Origin of the sequence: Cohnella sp. 56 (assembly GCF_037963805.1) — a bacterium.
GTDB lineage: Bacteria > Bacillota > Bacilli > Paenibacillales > Paenibacillaceae > Cohnella.
Map to the genome: position 1 here is coordinate 514057 of NZ_JAZDQE010000001.1, position 17638 is coordinate 531694.

Here is a 17638-nt window from a genome sequence, read left to right on the forward strand (position 1 = left end):
CCACTGTTAAATGTTCGATGCGTTCGTGCGACTGGCAGCGTGTGACGGAAGCGTTAGCGCTTGGCGATTATCGAGCGTTGTGTGCGCAACAACCATTTTTCTATTCAGAGGAGGTACACGGAATTGCCAAGTAAAAAGAGGTTCAGCTCCGGATTGGCAATGCTGCTATCAGCTATGATGATTTTTCCTGTGTTCGCAAATCCGCTGGCCGGGCGCGTCGCGGCCGAGACGCCCGGAGAGGCGTCAGCCGATGCGGCGGCGCTCTCGGTGACTGCCGCCGCATACCCGCAGAGCAATCTCGGGCTGCTCGGCCCCGAATTCAAGCTTGTCCTCGACAACTTCGACGCCGCCGACGCGGCCAAGTACAGCCGCAATCCGGGCGCGTCCGGCTCCGTCTCCTTCGCCGACTCGCCGCTTGGCGCGGATTACGGCAAGGCGCTGCAATTCAACTACGATCTCGCCCAGGGCTACAACGGGATCATCCTGCGCCGCGATATCGGCAGCGCGCTGCCGCAGAACGGCGCCTGGCCGGGGCTCGCGGCGATCGAGCTGACGATTCAATCGTCCGCCTCGATCCCGAATCCGATCCTGCAGCTCAACATCGGGGACGCCTGGCCGGGCACCTCGTACGAAGCCGACCTGAAGAAGCATCCCGGCTTCGATGCCAACAGCACGGCCGTGCAGCATCTGGTCGTGCCGATCGCCGAGTTCACGGCCAAGGGCGGTACGACGCCGATCCCGGCTACCGACAACGTCATCTCGTTCGCCATGTACCTCGGCGGCTCGGGCACGGGCACCGTCACGCTCGACGAGGCGAAGCTGATCTTCGCGCGCGACACCGCCGTCGACAGCTTCGACGGCTACGCCGACGATGCTGCGCTCGCCGCGGCCTGGACGTCCAACGCGAGCGGCGGCGCGAACACGCGCATGCTGACCGCAGCGGGCGCCGGCAAGGCGATGACATTCGCCTACGATGCGGCGAGCTTCAACAGCAAGGGCTATACCGGCGCGGTCAAGTCGCTCGCCGGCCAGGACTGGACCGGCACGGGCGCGATCGCGCTCGACTTCACGGGCGACGGGCTCGGGCAGGACATCCTGCTCCAGCTCACGAGCGGCGCCAGCTCCTCGATGGAAGCCCATCTGGCCACTGTGCCGGGCTTCGACCCGACGTCCACCGCGACACAGCATCTGATCATACCGGTCGCGATGTTCGCGCCGAAGTCGAGCGGCATGACGCTCGCGCTCGATCAGATGAAGGGCATCGCCCTGTACGTTAACAAGACCGGCGCCGGCATCGCCGCGTCGTCGGCTCTGAAGCTGGACAACATCGTCCGCCTCGTGCCTTACGCGCAGCAGGCGGGCGGCGGCGAGGTCAAGTTCAATGCGACGAGTCTGACCGCGCAGGGCGGCGACAATCTGCTGTCGGTGCTGAACGCCAATGCGACCGTCTCGGACGGCGGCCGGATCGTCGGCGTCAAGTACGAGAGCAGCAAGCCTGAGATACTGGCCGGCGCCAACGGCGGCTATGTCTACAAAGGGCTGTTCCGCCAAGCAGGCACGGTGCGCGTGAAGCTGCAATCCGTACAGGCCGAGATCAACGGGACGGTCAAGGAAATCGCGGTGAGCGGCGACATCACCATCGACGTGACCGGCGTGAACCCTGCTGTCGACGTGCTCGACTACCTGAAGGGACAACGCGGCAACGGACTGCTGACGGCGATGCACAACAAGGAGCCGAACACCAATCCGCGCGAGACGACGGACAAGCTGCTCGCCAGAACCGGCGTGACGCCTGCGATCTGGAGCGGCGACTTCCTGTATCAGGCGCGGGACGTGAACGCGCGGCAGACGATGATCGACGAGGCGATCCGCCAGTGGCACGACGGCGCGCTCGTCAACATCATGCTGCACGTGGCGCCGCCGAACCGCACGGTCGAGCAGGAGAAGCTGGGCGCCAAGTGGGACGACCGTACGGCGACGTCGGACCAGAACGGTGTGCAGGCGTACCTCAGCGAAGCGCAGTGGGACAGCCTGCTGACCGAAGGCGGCGAGCTGAACAAAAACTGGAAGCAACGCCTGGACGAATATTACCGTTATCTGATCCAGCTCAAGCAGGCGGGCGTCACCGCGATGTTCCGTCCTTTCCACGAGATGAACCAGCATGTGTTCTGGTGGGCGGGCAATCCCGAGCATACGAAGGCGCTGTACCGCCTGACGCATGACTACCTCGTCGACGTCAAGGGTCTGGACAATCTGATCTGGGTGTGGGACGTACAGGACCTGCCCGCGAACTATGGCGACAGCTACGGCTACAACGCCGGAGACTGGTCGTCCTTCAACCCGGGCGAAGCGTATTGGGACGTGTTCGCGCTGGACGTGTACGACGCCAAGGGCTACACGCAGGCCAACTACGACCAGGCGAAGGCCGTCGCCGGCGACAAGCCGATGGCGATCGGCGAGTGCTGGGTGCTGCCGACGCAGCAGGAGCTTGCGGCGCAGCCGGACTGGGTGTTCGCGATGCCGTGGGCGGGCGATACGTTCGACTACAATTCGGCGGAAAAGATCAAGACGTTCTACCAGTCGAATCTGACGCTGGCCGATACGCCGGCGTTCCAGACGCGCAGGGTCGGCACGATCGCGGTCGACGACTTCGAGAGTTACGCGGACAGCGCCGCACTAACCGCGGCCTACAAGCGCGATACGACCGGCGGCACGAACTCGGTCGCCCTGCAAGCCTCGCCGCTCGGCGGCAGCGGCAAGCAGGCGTTCGCGATGACGTACAACACGAACGGTCCCGACGGCTATACGGGAACGTCGCGCGCGCTCAATCTTGACATCACGGGCGCGAAGACGATCAAGCTGTGGTTCCAGGGCAACGGCAACAGCGGCCAGACGGTGCTGATCCGGCTGGCGTCCGGCGCGCCGGACCGCTGGTTCGAGTTCGACCTGCTCGACCTGCGCGGCTACAGCGCCACCGCCAAGACGCCGCAGTACCTGGAGATTCCGATCGAGGCGTTCAAGCCGCTCGCGGCCGGCACGACATTCGATCCGTCCAAGCTGCTCGGCCTCGGCTTCTATGTCAAGAAGCTGGGTGGCGAGAACCGCAGCGGCATGCTGCTGTTCGACGGCGTCTCGTATTCCAAGCTGGCGCCGGCCAAGGAAGCGCCGGCCTTCAAGATTGACTTCTCCGCGACCGACTGGCAGGCGACCGGCAGCGATACGCTCATCAAGCTGCTGAAGGCGAACACGTCGATTACCGCGCTCGGTGCGGGTACGACGGGCGCTGCGCCTTACATCTTCCAGGTGCTGTACGACAGCAGCGACGACGGCATGCTGAAGAATGAAGGGCTGTTCTCCTCCAAGGGCATCTTCCGCAAGGCGGGAACCGTCGAGGTCACGATCAAGCAGGTGACGGTGTATGCGGGCAACAAGCAGTATTACATCGACGTGAACCGCAAGGTCAAGATCGAAGTCGGCAATCTGGCCGAACCGGTCAATGTGCTCGCATACCTCAAGGCGCTGACCGGCAACGGCACGCTGTCGGCGATGCACAACAAGGAGCCGAACGAGCGGCCGCGCATCACGACGGACCGGATCATGGAGACGACCGGCGTCACGCCGGCGATCTGGAGCGGCGACTTCCTGTTCCTCAAGGACGACGTCGCGAACCGGCAGCGGATGATCGACGAGGCCATTCGCCAGTGGAATGACGGCGCGCTCATCAACATCATGTTCCACGTGCCGTCCGCGACCCGGACGGTCGAGCAGGAGAAGCAAGGCGCCGACTGGTCCGGCAGCGCCAACGCGGTGCAGACCGACCTGACGGCGGAGCAATGGACGAGCCTGCTCACGGAGGGCGGCGACCTGAATAAAAACTGGAAGCTGCGGCTGGACGAATACGCCAAATACTTGCAGCAGCTCAAGGACGCAGGCGTCGTGCCGATGGTCCGTCCGTTCCACGAGATGAACCAGCATGCCTTCTGGTGGGCCGGCGTACCGCAGAACACGGCCGCGCTCTACCGCCTGACCAAGGATTATCTGGTGAACGTCAAAGGTCTCGACAACATGATCTGGATGTGGAACGTACAGGACTTCGACAACCGGATGAACTGGCAGGACTATAACCCGGGCAACGATTACTGGGATATTCTGACACTCGATGCCTACACGAACGGGCTCGGCAGCAAGGGTGACGATTACTACGCTCAGATGAAAAAGTTCGCGGCTGAGGCCGGCGGCGCCGCAGGGCCGAAGCCGATCGGCATCGGCGAGAGCTTCAAGCTGCTGGACACGGCGGGGCTGTCGAAGTACAAGGACTACGCGATGATGATGCCGTGGGCGGACGACGCGTGGGTGTACAACACCGACGACGCGCTGCGCACGTTCTACAAGAACACGGTGTCGCTGCTGGATACGCCGGTATTCTCGTCCGCGCGGACGGGCGGCGGTCCGGTCGAGCCCGTCAAGTACAAGACCGCGCTCGACGACTTCTCGGGCTATGCGGACAGCGAGCAGCTCTCCGGCATCTATGCGCGCAATACGAACGGCGGCCAGAATACCGCGACGCTGACGGCATCGCCGTTCGGCGCGGGTCTCGGCAACGCGATGAAGTTCGATTATACGTATACGAACGGCTACTCCGGCCGCTCGCGCACCGTGAACGGCTACTGGCCGGGTCTCGAGGCTGTCGAGCTGTGGGTGCAGACCGACGGCACGGGACAGGACATTCTGCTGCAATTGTCGGACGGTGCCTCCTACGAGGCGCATCTGAACAATGTGGCCGGCTTCGACAAGACGTCGACCGCGCCGCAGCATCTCGTCATTCCGATCGCGGAGTTCAAGCGCAAGGAAGGCAGCGGCACAATCAATCTGAAAGGGATCACCTCGTTCGCGCTGTATGCGAACCAGGTCGGGTCCGCGACGGGAGGCAGCATCACATTGGATGAGATTCAATTGGTGTTCGGCGAGAAGCCGGTTCTGCCGGCGATCTCCTTCGCGCAGACGGAGCTTGCGGCCGACGGCATCGGCAATCTGATCTCGCTGCTGAACGGCAAGGCGACGCTCCCGGCGGGCGCCAAGATCGTACAGGCGACCTACGTATCCTCCGAGCCTGCGGTATTGCCGAACACAGACCGCTTCGTGCCGAAGGGCGACTTCCTGAAGGAAGGGCATACGAACGTCGCATTGAAGCAGGTCAAGCTGTACCTGGATGGCACGACGTTCACGATCGACGTCCATATCGATCTCAGCGTGACAGTCAGTCATCTGCCGCCGGCTGTCGACGTCGTCGATTACCTGAAGCAGCTCACCGGACACGGCATGCTGTCCGCGATGCACCACGACCAGTCGTACGCGAATCCGGCGACGAACGACGTGCTGCATCAGCGCGTGGCCAATGAGTTCGGCGTCTACCCGGCGCTGTACAGCGCGGACTTCCTGACGGGCGGCACGGTGCCGTACCGGCAGAACATGATCGACGAAGTCAAGCGCCAGTGGGAGAGCGGCAGCCTCGTGCAGATCATGTTCCACGTCTCGCCGCCGCAGTACACGGTCGCCCAGGAAGCCGAAGGCGGTTGGGGAGGAGACACGGCGCCGGAGACGCTGCCGAGCCCGAACCGCATCTTCAGCTACCTTTACAACGATCAATGGAAGGAACTGCTGACGGACGGCTCCGAGCTGAACCGCAACTGGAAGCTGCGCATGGACGAGTACGCGAAGTATCTCCAGCAGCTTGAGGGTGCGGGCGTGACCGTCATGCTGCGGCCGTTCCACGAGATGAACCAGCATGTGTTCTGGTGGGGCGGACGTCCGGGACCGGAGGGCAGCGCGGCGCTGTACCGGATGTTCCACGATTATATGGAAAAGGAAAAAGGACTCACCAACATCATCTGGGTGTGGAACATCCAGGATCTGCCGGACGACTACGGGTATGCGGACGGCGACGCCAAGTTCGACCGCTACGAAGGACTGGACGGCGGTCTGGCGGAGTATGACGCGAACGACTGGAACAGCTTCAACCCCGGCAAGGACTACTACGACATTTTGTCGGTCGACTTCTACGATCCGCTCGGCTATCAGCAGCGGCACTACGAGCAGGCGAGGCGCATCGCGGCGGCCGACGGCAAGCCGATGATCATCGGCGAGACGTTTGTCTTCCCGTCGCAGGACGAGCAGGCGGCGCAGCCGGATTGGACGCTGGCGATGCCGTGGGGCATCCGCACGTGGAACTACAACACGAAGGAAGCGATGGCGACCTTCTATCAGCACAGCATCGGCATCGAAGGCATGCCGCGCTTCACGACCCGGGACAACAGCAAGCCGGTGCAGGAAGCGGCAGCGCCGGCGTGGCCGGCGGGCGCCGCGCTGACGGCGAGCGATACGACGCAGACGGGCGTGCGGCTGAGCTGGCCGGGTGCGACGAGCGAATCGCCGCTCGCGGGCTATGCCGTGTACAACGGCCAGACGCTGCTCGGCGAGACGAGCGTCGGCGCTGCAGTGTACGACGTGTCGGGTCTCGCGGCAGGCACGGCCTACACGTTCACGGTCAAGGCCAAGAATGAGGCGGGCAAGTGGAGCGAAGGTCTCAGCGTCAATGTGACGACGCTGTCCGACACGACGACCCCGCCGGTCGATCCGGGACCGGGCACGGTGACACCGCCTGCGGGTAATGAAGGCACGACGGTCACGGGCGGCACGATCGCCGTGACGGCGAAGCCGGATGCGCAGGGCAATGTGGCGATAACCTTGAACGCGGGCGACGTGAAGAAGGCAGTCGATGGCGCGAAGGGCGGCAGGCTGCAGATCGCGATCGATACGGGAGCGGCATCCATCGCAGGCACGGCAACGGTCAAGCTGCCGCTGCCGGACATCCTGAACGCGGCGAATGGCATTGGCGAGATCGCGGTATCCGCGAACGGCGCGACGATTGTCGTGCGGACGGACGCGGGGCTGCTCGGCGCGAACGCGCAGCAGTTGACGCTGACGATCGCCAAGGCCGACTCGTCGGCGCTGCCGGCGGACGCGAAGGGCGTCATCGGCGGACGTCCAGCGTACGAGCTGGGCCTGACGGTCGACGGCGTGAAGCCGATGTCGTTCGGCACAGGCGGCGCGGTCAGCGTGACGCTGGACTACAAGCCGCAGGCTGGCGAGCAAGCGCACAAGCTCGTCGTGTACAACATCGCGGACGACGGCACGCTGCACCCGGTCAAGCGGACGAAGGCCGATGCTTCGGCGGGCAAGATCACGTTTGCGCCGCAGCACTTCAGCCGCTATGCGGTCGGCTACGCGGACGTCTCCTTCGCCGATCTGTCGAAGGCGGCATGGGCGCAGGAAGCGATCGAAGCGCTGGCGGCGCGGCAGATCGCCAAGGGTACGGGCGCAGACAAGTTCGAGCCGGCACGTGCGGTGACGCGGGCAGAGTTCTTGCAACTGCTGCTCGAAGCGCTCGACCTGAAGGATGCGTCGGCGACGGCATCGTTCGATGATGTCGCAGCGGACGCGTGGTACTACGGCGCGGTCGCGACAGGTGCGAAGCTCGGCATCGTGAAGGGGCGTGCGGACGGCACCTTCGGCGCGAGCGACACGATCACGCGCGAAGATATGGCGGTCATGCTGTCCCGAGCATTCGCGCAGGTCGGCACGAAGCAGGGCGCGGGCAGCGCGACCGGCAAGGCATTCGCGGATCAGTCGGCCATCGCGGGCTATGCCCTTAATGCGGTGAACGAGCTGTCGCAGGCCGGCCTGATCAACGGCTTCACGGACGGCACGTTCGCGCCGAAGGGTCAGGCGACCCGGGCGCAGGCGGCGCAGGTCATCTACAAGCTGCTTCAGCAGTAACGGGCAAGCAGGCTTGCTCCCGTATCTCAAGCGGGCCCTTCGCCGGCATGATCGGACTTCCTCGCAAGCTCGATTACCGTCGGAGGGCCCTTCTTCTTGCAACACGTACTGCATCTGCATACCAAGGAGAGGATTCATTTGAATCATCGGAAAAAGAGCGCCTGGCGCGTCCTGTCCATGCTGCTCGTCCTGTCGCTCACGGCCGGGCTGTGGGCGTCGTTCGGACCGGGTGGCGGCAAGGCCCGCGCGGCGGACGGCAATCTGCTCGCGAATGCGGACTTCGAGACGGGCGCGCTGGCGCCGTGGGAAGTGTCGGACGCGACGAAGCTGTCGGTCACGAACGCGGTCTACCATGCGGGCAGCTATTCGCTGCAAATTAAAGGAGACGGCAGCTTCCCGTACGCCAGGCAACTGCCGATCGCAGTCGATGCGAACACGGATTATGTGCTGTCGTTCTATGTGAAGGCCGACGCGGCATCGACGTCGATCGAATACCGGACGGCGACGGCGGATGCCGGCAATACGGCGATCAAGGTCGCGACGGCCGACAACGTCAAGACGGACTGGACGAAGTACGAGCTGGCCTTCAACAGCGGCAGCGCGACGCAGATCCGCGTCGTCGTCAAGGCGACGAAGCTTGCCTGGTTCGACGACTTCCGGCTCGCCAAGGCGGGCTCAGGCACCGTCGAGATTCCGGCCGGCGCGAACGTGATCGCGCCGACGGATGCGCATATCAAGTACTTCGGCAGATGGGACAAGAGCAATGCCGAACAATATACGACCTCCTGGGGCGGCACATACTTCAAGGTCAACTTCACCGGCACGACGGCCAAGCTGGTCGTGCAGGGCGCGGTTAACCTGTACGCGCGGGTGGACGGGCAGGAGACGTATTATCCCGGCGCTTCGGGCATCGTCGATCTGACGCCGACGCCGCTCGCGGACGGCGAGCATACGCTCATGGTCGCGACGCCGTACACGAGCGATGCGCTGAACTTCCGCGGCCTCATCCTGGGCAGCGGCGCGACGGCCAAGGACCCGCAGGTCGGCGCCAAGACGATCGAGTTCGCGGGCGGCTCCATCCTCGCGGGCTACCTGCTGCCGAAGCAGGCGCTGTCCGACTTCGCGTGGCTCGCGCCGGAGATGCTCGGCTACGAGCATACGCAGATCGCCTTTACCGGCATCAATCTGGTGGATCAATGGTCGGGCGGCAGCTACGTTGCGAGCAAGGTCGGCCTCAGCAAGCAGTTTTTCAAGCTGAAAAACGCGGACTCGGCCGTGACGACGGACTGGGACTTCTCGTCTCAACCCGACGCGGTCGTCATCAATGTCGGCACGAACGACAGCAGCTTCAAGGTGCCGGGCGACACGTACCAGGCGGCGTACGAGAAGTTCCTCGCCGATATTCGCGCCAAGTACCCAAGCGCCGTGCTGTACGCGCAGCGGCTGTTCAACGGCGCCTACGCGCAGGAGACGCTGAACGCCGTCAACGCGCGTATCGCGGCAGGCGACGCCAACGTGCAATATATCGACACGACCGGCTGGCTCACGTCGTCGGACTTCATCGACGGCACCCATCCGAACGAGGCGGCGCATCAGAAGCTGGCGCTCAGGTTCGCGGCCATCCTCGGCCACGACGCGGGCATCAAGGCGGATAACGTCTCGGTGTCGGGCGGCACGGGTACGGCCGGCGCAGCCAAGGCAGGCGATACGCTGACGGGCGCCTTCGACTTCAAGAGCGACTACGGCACCGCGGCCGGGACTTCCCGCTACCGCTGGCTGCTGGCGGACAGCGAGAGCGGCACCTACGCACCGCTCGACGGCGCGACGGGCCTGCAGCTCGTTGTCACCCGCGCGCAGTCGAACAGCTACGTCAAGTTCGAGGTGACGCCGGTCGATGCGACGGGCAAGTTCGGCGACGCCGTCCTGAGCGCGCCGATCCATGTCGAAGCGGCAGCGGCAGCGCCTTCCGTATTCGCCAACTTCATCACCGCGAGCGGCGACAAGCTGATGGACGGGACGAAGGTATTCCGCTTCGGCTCGCTGAACTATCCGGGCGGCATGCGCGATTCGGAGTTCTCGCAGGAGGACGCGCTGCGCACGATCTCGGCGATGGGCGGACAGGTCACGCGCACCTACGTGCCGCCGGTCAAGCGTTACGACAATGCGAACGCCAGCTACGCGCTCGTGCTCGGTCCGGACGCCGGCGGCGTCATGCAGTTCAACGAGGCAGGCTTCCGCAAGCTCGACAATCTGCTGGCGCTCGCCAACCAGTACGGCGTGCGGCTCATCATCCCGTTCGTCGACCAGTGGCAGTGGGAGGGCGGCATCGAGAGCTACGTCAACTTCCGTTACCCCGGCACCATCTCGAACGATGCGGCCAACGATGAGGACGCATGGAAGTTTTACACCGACCCGCTGGTCATCTCGGACTTCAAGCAGGTCATTCACTACATGATGAATCGCGTCAACACGATTACCGGCGTTAAATACAAGGAAGACAAGGCGATCATGGCCTGGGAGACGGGCAACGAGCTGGGCGGCTACAACCAGGACAAGTTCCCGCAGTCTTGGACGACCGAGATCGCGAAGTACATCAAGGAGCAGGAGCAGCCGCAGCAGCTCGTGATGGACGGGCGGTTCGCGATCGATCCGGCTTCCCTGACGGACAGCAACATCGATATCGTCAACAATCACTTCTACACCGGCAACTTCATCGACAAGGTCAATGCAGACGCGGCACTGGCTGCGGGCAAGAAGCCTTATATACTGGGCGAATTCGGTCTGTACACGACGGCCGCGCCGGTCGACGCGCTGTACAAGGCGGCGCTGCAAAACGGCACGGACGGCATCATGCTCTGGTCGCTGCGTCCGCACAAGGACGACGGCGGGTTCTACTGGCACGACGAGAATCCGGGCAACTGGGCGTCGTACCACTGGCCGGGGTTCTCCTCGGGCGATTATTACGGAGAGACGGGCATTATTCGTACAGTGTTCAAGTACGCGCATTATATGAAAGAAAACGATGCCGCCATGTCGTCGGCCGTACCGGCGATTCCGAAGCCGGACAATGCGCCGAAGCTGTTCCCGATCTCGTCGGTCGCGGACATCCGCTGGCAGGGCTCGGTCGGCGCGGCGGGCTATGAGGTGCAGCGCAGCGCGGACGGCGGAGCGAACTGGGAGACCGTCGCGGCCAGCTTCTCCGACGGCGGGCGCGCAGGCACGCCGTCGTTCCACGACGAGAAGGCGATCAGCGGCACGGCGTATCAGTACCGCGTCCGCGGCGTCAACGAGTCCGGGGCGTCGAGCTGGTCCAACATTCAGACGACGACGGCCGCGCATGTGGTCACCGACGAATTGAGTTTGCTTTACAACGATAATGAGCGGCGGCAGGTGTACGCATACGACCATTCGTCGAACTTGCTGACCAGCTCGCCGGACGGCAATGAGCTTGGGCTCGGCTACAAGGCTTACGTATCGACGGCGGCCAGCGGCTACCTGACCTACGCTTCGCCGGTGCCGCTGTCCCAGATCAGCCTGACGCAGAACGGCAGCGGGCAGATTCGCTGGTTCGTATCCGCGACCAACGGACACTTCACGGAGATAACGCCGACCGGCACGGGCGCCGTCAAGACGGCGACGAATCTGCCGGCAGGCACGCGCTACGTGAAGTTCAGCATCCCGGGCAACAACAGCGTGCAGATCGACAAGGTGCAACTGACGTACGAATACGACGGCACGGGTTATCAGGCGATTCCGGCGCTCGTGCGCAACGGCTTCATTGTGGACCGCGAGTTCGAGGCGAAGGCCGATTCAAAGAGCGCCAATCTGCAGCTGCAGGACGGCAGACTCGTCCGCGCGGACGGCGCGGAGGCATCGCTCGTCTACCGCGTCGACGGCGACGTGAATTCGTACCGCTTCACGACCTATGCGAACACCGACGACGCGCTGACGTTTTACGTATCCGCAGACGGCGATACGTTTGCGAAGGTGAATCCGGCGGTGTCCCGCACGCCTGATGCGGGCGGCTGGACGAAGGTCATCTACTCCGACTTCGCGGTGCCGGCCTCCACGCGGTACGTGAAGGCGGTCTATCCCGCCTCGGCTGGCGGCGCTTCGCCTGCGATCGCCCAGGCCGAGCTCGGCTTCGGCGCGAATATGATCCCGCTGACGGACAAGCCGCCGGCGAGCGTCATGGAGGACGGCGAGTACGACTACGGCGTCGACGCCAACATCGCGGCGCGTTATGTGCGCAATCCGAACGGCGACGACATCTCGATCAAGCTCGATGCGGCGAACAAGAGCCGCGGCGGCTTCGGCGTCAGGCTGGATTACAAGTTTACCGGCCAATACTACGCAGGATTGACCCGTGCGCTCGAAGGCGCGAACCTGTCGCAGTTCGACGTGCTGCACGCCTGGGTCAAGCCGGACGGCAGCGGCAACAAGCTCGCCTTCCAGCTCAAGACGGGCGACGGCCGCTTCTGGGAAGCGCCGGTCGTGCTGACCGATACGACGGCCCGCACGATCGAGATCAAGCTGTCCGACTTCGTGCAGCCGCAGTGGAATATCGAGGCGGTGGGCGCAGGTCCGATCAATCTGGCGAAGGTCGATGAGTTTGCGGTCGTCGTGAGCAGCGGCGGCGGCTCCGCGCCGACCGAGGGCACGGTGTACCTCGACGACGTCAAGCTGGCCAATGCGTCCAAGCTGGACAACTTCGAGGGCTACGGCGGCTACAATGCGCTGCTGCAAAAGGCGTTCGGGCGCAATGCGGGCGGCGGCTCGTTCGACGTGTCGCTTGATGCGACGCACAAGTCCGAAGGCGGCTACGGCATGCGGATCGACTACAACTACGCAGGCCCCGGCTATGCGGGCGGCAGTCTGAATCCGGAGTTCCTGAATCTGAAGGGCTATGACGGCTTCACGTTCTGGTTCCAGCCGGACGGCTCGAACAACTCGCTGGCCATCCAGTTCACGGATGCGGCGGGCAAGTACTGGGAGACGAGCGTCAACTTCAAGGGCTCGGAGCCGAGACTGATGTACGTGCCGTTCGATTCGTTCCGCTATCCGAGCTGGTACGGCTCCGATCCGGCGGCGCGTCCGGACCCGAGCGTCAACATTACGGCGTTCTCGCTGTACGTCGGCAGCACGCCGCAGTCGACGGCGACCTCCGGGACGCTGTACATCGACGACATTAACGGCGCGAAGTTCAAGGCCGCGATGGAAGCGGGCAGCGTCACGATTGACAATACCGAGACGAGCGTGAAAAGTCTGCCGCTGACGCTGCGCGGCACGGCGCAGGGCGCGGCCTATGTCGAGCTGAAGGCCGGCAAGCAGACGTTCTACGCGCCGGTCGGCGCTGACGGCAAGTGGACGTACACGACGTCCAAGATCGCCAACGGCACGAAGGAAGTGACCGCGGCGCTGGCGCTGTTCGACGGCACGGCCGTGAAGTCGGCCAAGCGCACGTTCGAGGTCGACGTGGCGAACAATCCGTTCGACGACGGCGATCCGAAGCCGCAGACGAACTATATGCCGAACGGCGGCTTCGAGGACGTCGTGGACGCATCGGCATGGCCGATCCTGCCGAAGGGCTGGACGCACAAGGACGCGTCCGGCGCCGAAGTGGGAGACGGCACGGTCAAGCTGGAGACGACGGACGTCCGTACGGGCACGTACCGTCTCGTTCACTGGAGCGCCGCCGCGTTCGAGGTGACCTCTGCGCAGGAAGTGACGGGCCTGAAGGACGGTATCTACGAGCTGCGCGCCTGGACCAAGTCCAAGGGCGGCCAGCAGGTCGCGGAGATGACGGCGACGACGGCGGCCGGCACGCAGCGCGTCAATCTGCCGACGGGCACGAGCACCTGGTCGTACGTTAAGTTGTCCGATCTGGAAGTGCGCGACGGCAAGCTGACGGCGGGCTTCCACTCCAAGGATCTCGGCGGCGACTGGATCGCCGTCGACGATGTGGAGCTGGTCATGACGCAGGATCTGTCGCAGCCGGAGGAAGTTGCGGTGACGGGCATCGCGCTGGACCGTACGGCGCTTGGCCTGAAGGCGGGCGAGACGGCGCAGCTCACGGCGACGGTCGCGCCTGCGGATGCCGCGGATAAGACGGTAAGCTGGCATTCGAGCGACGAAGGCGTGGCGACGGTGTCTGCGGATGGTCTGGTGACCGCAGTCGCGGCGGGCACGGCAACCGTCACGGTGACGACGTCGGACGGCGGATTTACGGCCGCAGCCATGGTGACGGTGACGGCTGTGCCGGGCGGCGGCGAAGAGGCCGCAGCGCCGGCATGGCCGGCGGGCGCGGCGCTGACGGCGAGCGATGTTAAGCAGACGGGCTTGCGGCTGAGCTGGCCGGCTGCGACGAGCGAATCGCCGCTCGCGGGTTATGCCGTGTACAGCGGTGTGACGCTGCTCGGCGAGACGAGCGTCGGTGCTACAGTGTACGACGTGTCGGGTCTCGCGGCGGGCACGGCCTACACGTTCACGGTCAAGGCGAAAAATGAGGCGGGCAAGTGGAGCGAAGGTCTCAGCGTCAATGTGACGACGCTGTCCGACACGACGACCCCGCCGGTCGATCCGGGTCCGGGCAGCAATCCGGGCACGGTGACGCCGCCTGCGGGCAATGAAGGCACGACGGTCACGGGCGGCACGATTGCCGTGACGGCGAAGCCGGATGCGCAGGGCAATGTGGCGGTAGCCTTGAGCGCGGTTGATGTGAAGAAGGCAGTCGACGGCGCCAAGGGCGGCAGGCTGCAGATCGCGATCGATACGGGCGCGGCTGCTGCCATTGTTGGCACGGCGACGATCAAACTGCCGCTGCAAGATATCATGAGCGCGGCCGCAGCGGGCGGCGTTGGCGAGATCGCGGTATCCGCGAACGGCGCGACGATTGTCGTGCGGACGGACGCGGGGCTGCTCGGCGCGAACGCGCAGCAGTTGACGCTGACGATCGCGAAGCTGGATGCCTCGGCGCTGTCGGCGGACGCGAAGGGCGTCATCGGCGGGCGTCCGGCGTACGAGCTGAGCCTGACGGTCGACGGCGCGAAGCCGGTGTCGTTCGGCACGGGCGGCGCGGTTAGTGTGACGCTGGATTACAAGCCGCAGGCTGGCGAGCAAGCGCACAAGCTCGTCGTGTACAACATCGCGGACGACGGCACGCTGCAGCCGGTCAAGCGGACGAAGGCCGATGCTTCGGCGGGCAAGATCACGTTCGCGCCGCAGCACTTTAGCCGCTATGCAGTCGGCTACGCGGATGTCTCCTTCGCCGATCTGTCGAAGGCGGCATGGGCGCAGGAAGCGATCGAGGCGCTGGCGGCGCGGCAGATTGCCAAGGGCACGGGCGCAGACAAGTTCGAGCCGGCACGCGCGGTGACGCGGGCAGAGTTCTTGCAACTGCTGCTTGAAGCGCTCGATCTGAAGGACGCGTCGGCGAAGGCGTCATTCAATGACGTGAAGGCGGACGCGTGGTACTACGGCGCGGTCGCGACAGGTGCGAAGCTCGGCATCGTGAAGGGCCGCGCGGACGGCACCTTCGGCGCGAGCGACACGATCACGCGTGAAGATATGGCAGTCATGCTGTCCCGCGCATTTGCGCTGGTCGGCACGAAGCAGGGCGCGGGCAGCGCGACCGGCAAGGCATTCGCCGATCAGGGGGACATCGCGGGCTATGCCCTTGATGCGGTGAACGAGCTGTCGCAGGCTGGTTTGATCAACGGCTTCACGGACGGCAAGTTCGCGCCGAAGGGTCAAGCGACCCGGGCGCAAGCGGCGCAGGTCATTTACAAGCTGCTGCAGCAGTAAATAAAGCAAGCCGCCGCCGGTTCGAATGAATCGGCGGTCGGCGGCAAGCGCCAAAGGGGCGAAGCGGGGCCAAATCCCGCTTCGCCCCTTTTATCCCATCCTGGTGCGAAATAGCGATGTGCGGCATCCTTATTTGCTGGAAAATCGCCCCATGGCTCGGAATAGCGATGTGCGACATCCTTATTTGCTGGAAATTCGGCCCACGGTGCGGAATAGCGATGTGCGACATCCTTATTTGCTGGAAATTCGGCCCACGGTACGAAATAGCGATGTGCGACACCCTTATTTACTCGAAAACCGGTCCACGGTACGAAACAGCGATGTGCGACAACCATATTTACTCGAAAACCAGTCCACGGTGCGAAATAGCGATGTGCGACACCCTTATTTACTCGAAAACCGGTCCACGGTACGAAATAGCGATACGCGGCATCTTTATTTGCTGAAGGGAGAGCACAATAATCGCAATTAATTTTCAATAAAAAATTGAATTATATTGAATTGTCATACACTCTTCCCATACTATTAAGTCAGGTACTGATGAGAGTGGGGAGACGTATGAAAAAGGTAACGCTCCAGACGATCGCCGACAGGCTCGGTGTCTCGGCGGCGCTCGTGTCCAAGGCGTTGGCAGGCGATCCCGCCGTGAGCGACGTGACCAAGGAAGTCATATGGAAGACGGCCGAGGAGATGGGCTACCGGATCAAGTCTTCGAAAAAGGCGGGCGCCGCCCAGGAAGCGGGAAGTGTGCTCGTGCTGCTGCCGAGCGCGTACTTGGAGGATCTGGAGTATTGGGGCAGGGTCGTCCAGGGCATTCACAACGAGCTGACGGCGGTCAATTGCAGCATGATTCTGACCGGCGTCGATGTCTCGCTGCCCGCGGAGGAAGGGCTGCCTCAGTCCGCCCGCGACCAGAAGGTCGAAGGTGCGATTCTGCTCGGTCATATGCCGGCCTCGTATGTTCAACTGCTGAAAAACCGGGGCACACCTCTCGTCCTGATCGACAGCCATGTGAACGATCTGAGCGTCGATCACGTGCTCGCCAACAATTACGCGGGGGCCTACGAGGCAGGAGCCCTTTTGCTCCGCGCCGGACACCGCCGCCTCGCATTCGTCGGCGACCCGGAGTCGGCGCTGAGCTTCTCGGAGCGCAGAAGGGGCTTCGCGCAGGCGGCCGAAGACTACAACAGAGCGCGCGACGAAGGCGAGGCCGCGGCCAATGTCGCCTATATCGGCGGCATCGGCGTCAGCGGCAAAGGCGACTACGCCTCCGAATCCTACGCCGCCTCCGTCACGGCCTGCCTGCGGGCGGACGAGCCGGTCACGGCTTTCTTCTGCGCCAACGACATCATCGCGATCGACCTGCTGGGCGTGCTGGGCTCGCTTGATGTCCGGTGCCCGGCGGATGTGTCGGTGTGCGGCTTCGACGATCTGCCTTGGGGCGAGCATATCACCCCCCGCCTGACGACCGTGAAGGTGCCGCAGCTCGAGCTCGGCAAGAAAGCCGTGCAGCTGTTGCGGCGCCGAATCGACAGTCCTGGCGCGATCGCCGAGATGGTGCTGCTGCCGACACAGCTGATCGAGCGGCAGTCCGTACGCGAATATGAATGAGGCAAGCCGCAGTCAGCCGCTGTAAGCAGGGAGAGCGACGTTGCAGGCGCGGCCAGGGCAACGAACCGAACTGCAAGCGAGAAAAACGCGGCTACAGAAGGTTGGCAGGGCGCAGAGTGTGCTGCAAACGAGAAACGCGCGGTTACAGGAGAGGCGCGTCGTTGTAAGCGAGAAAAACGCGGCTACAGAAGGACGACGGGGCGCAGAGTGTGCTGTAAGCGAGAAAAGCGCGGTTACAGGAGAGGCGCGTCGCTGCAAGCGAGAAAAACGCGGCTACAGAGGGACGACGGGGCGCAGAGTGTGCTGTAAGCGAGAAAAGCGAGGTTACAGGAGAGGCGCGTCGCTGTAAGCGAGAAAAGCGAGGTTACAGGAGAGGCGCGTCGTTGTA

At 63.9% G+C, this 17638-nt stretch carries 3 protein-coding genes; all 3 read left to right on the forward strand.

The annotated features are described in order from the left end of the window. Window positions 1–189: 189 nt before the first annotated feature. Complete coding sequence (locus tag VQ071_RS02130) at window positions 190–7836, forward strand: glycosyl hydrolase (RefSeq protein WP_340512189.1); 7647 nt, start codon at window positions 190–192, stop codon at window positions 7834–7836. A 138-nt stretch (window positions 7837–7974) separates the two neighbouring features. After that, on the forward strand, window positions 7975–15639 hold the full coding sequence (locus VQ071_RS02135) for an S-layer homology domain-containing protein (RefSeq protein WP_340512190.1): 7665 nt from the start codon (window positions 7975–7977) through the stop codon (window positions 15637–15639). 558 nt (window positions 15640–16197) lie between these two features. Continuing rightward, complete coding sequence (locus tag VQ071_RS02140; RefSeq protein ID WP_340512191.1) at window positions 16198–17250, forward strand: LacI family DNA-binding transcriptional regulator; 1053 nt, start codon at window positions 16198–16200, stop codon at window positions 17248–17250. Window positions 17251–17638: the final 388 nt, after the last annotated feature.

Excerpts from the sequence above, each read along its gene's own strand:
- VQ071_RS02140 (WP_340512191.1), top strand. The coding sequence starts at position 16,198 with ATGAAAAAGGTAACGCTCCAGACGATCGCCGACAGGCTCGGTGTCTCG.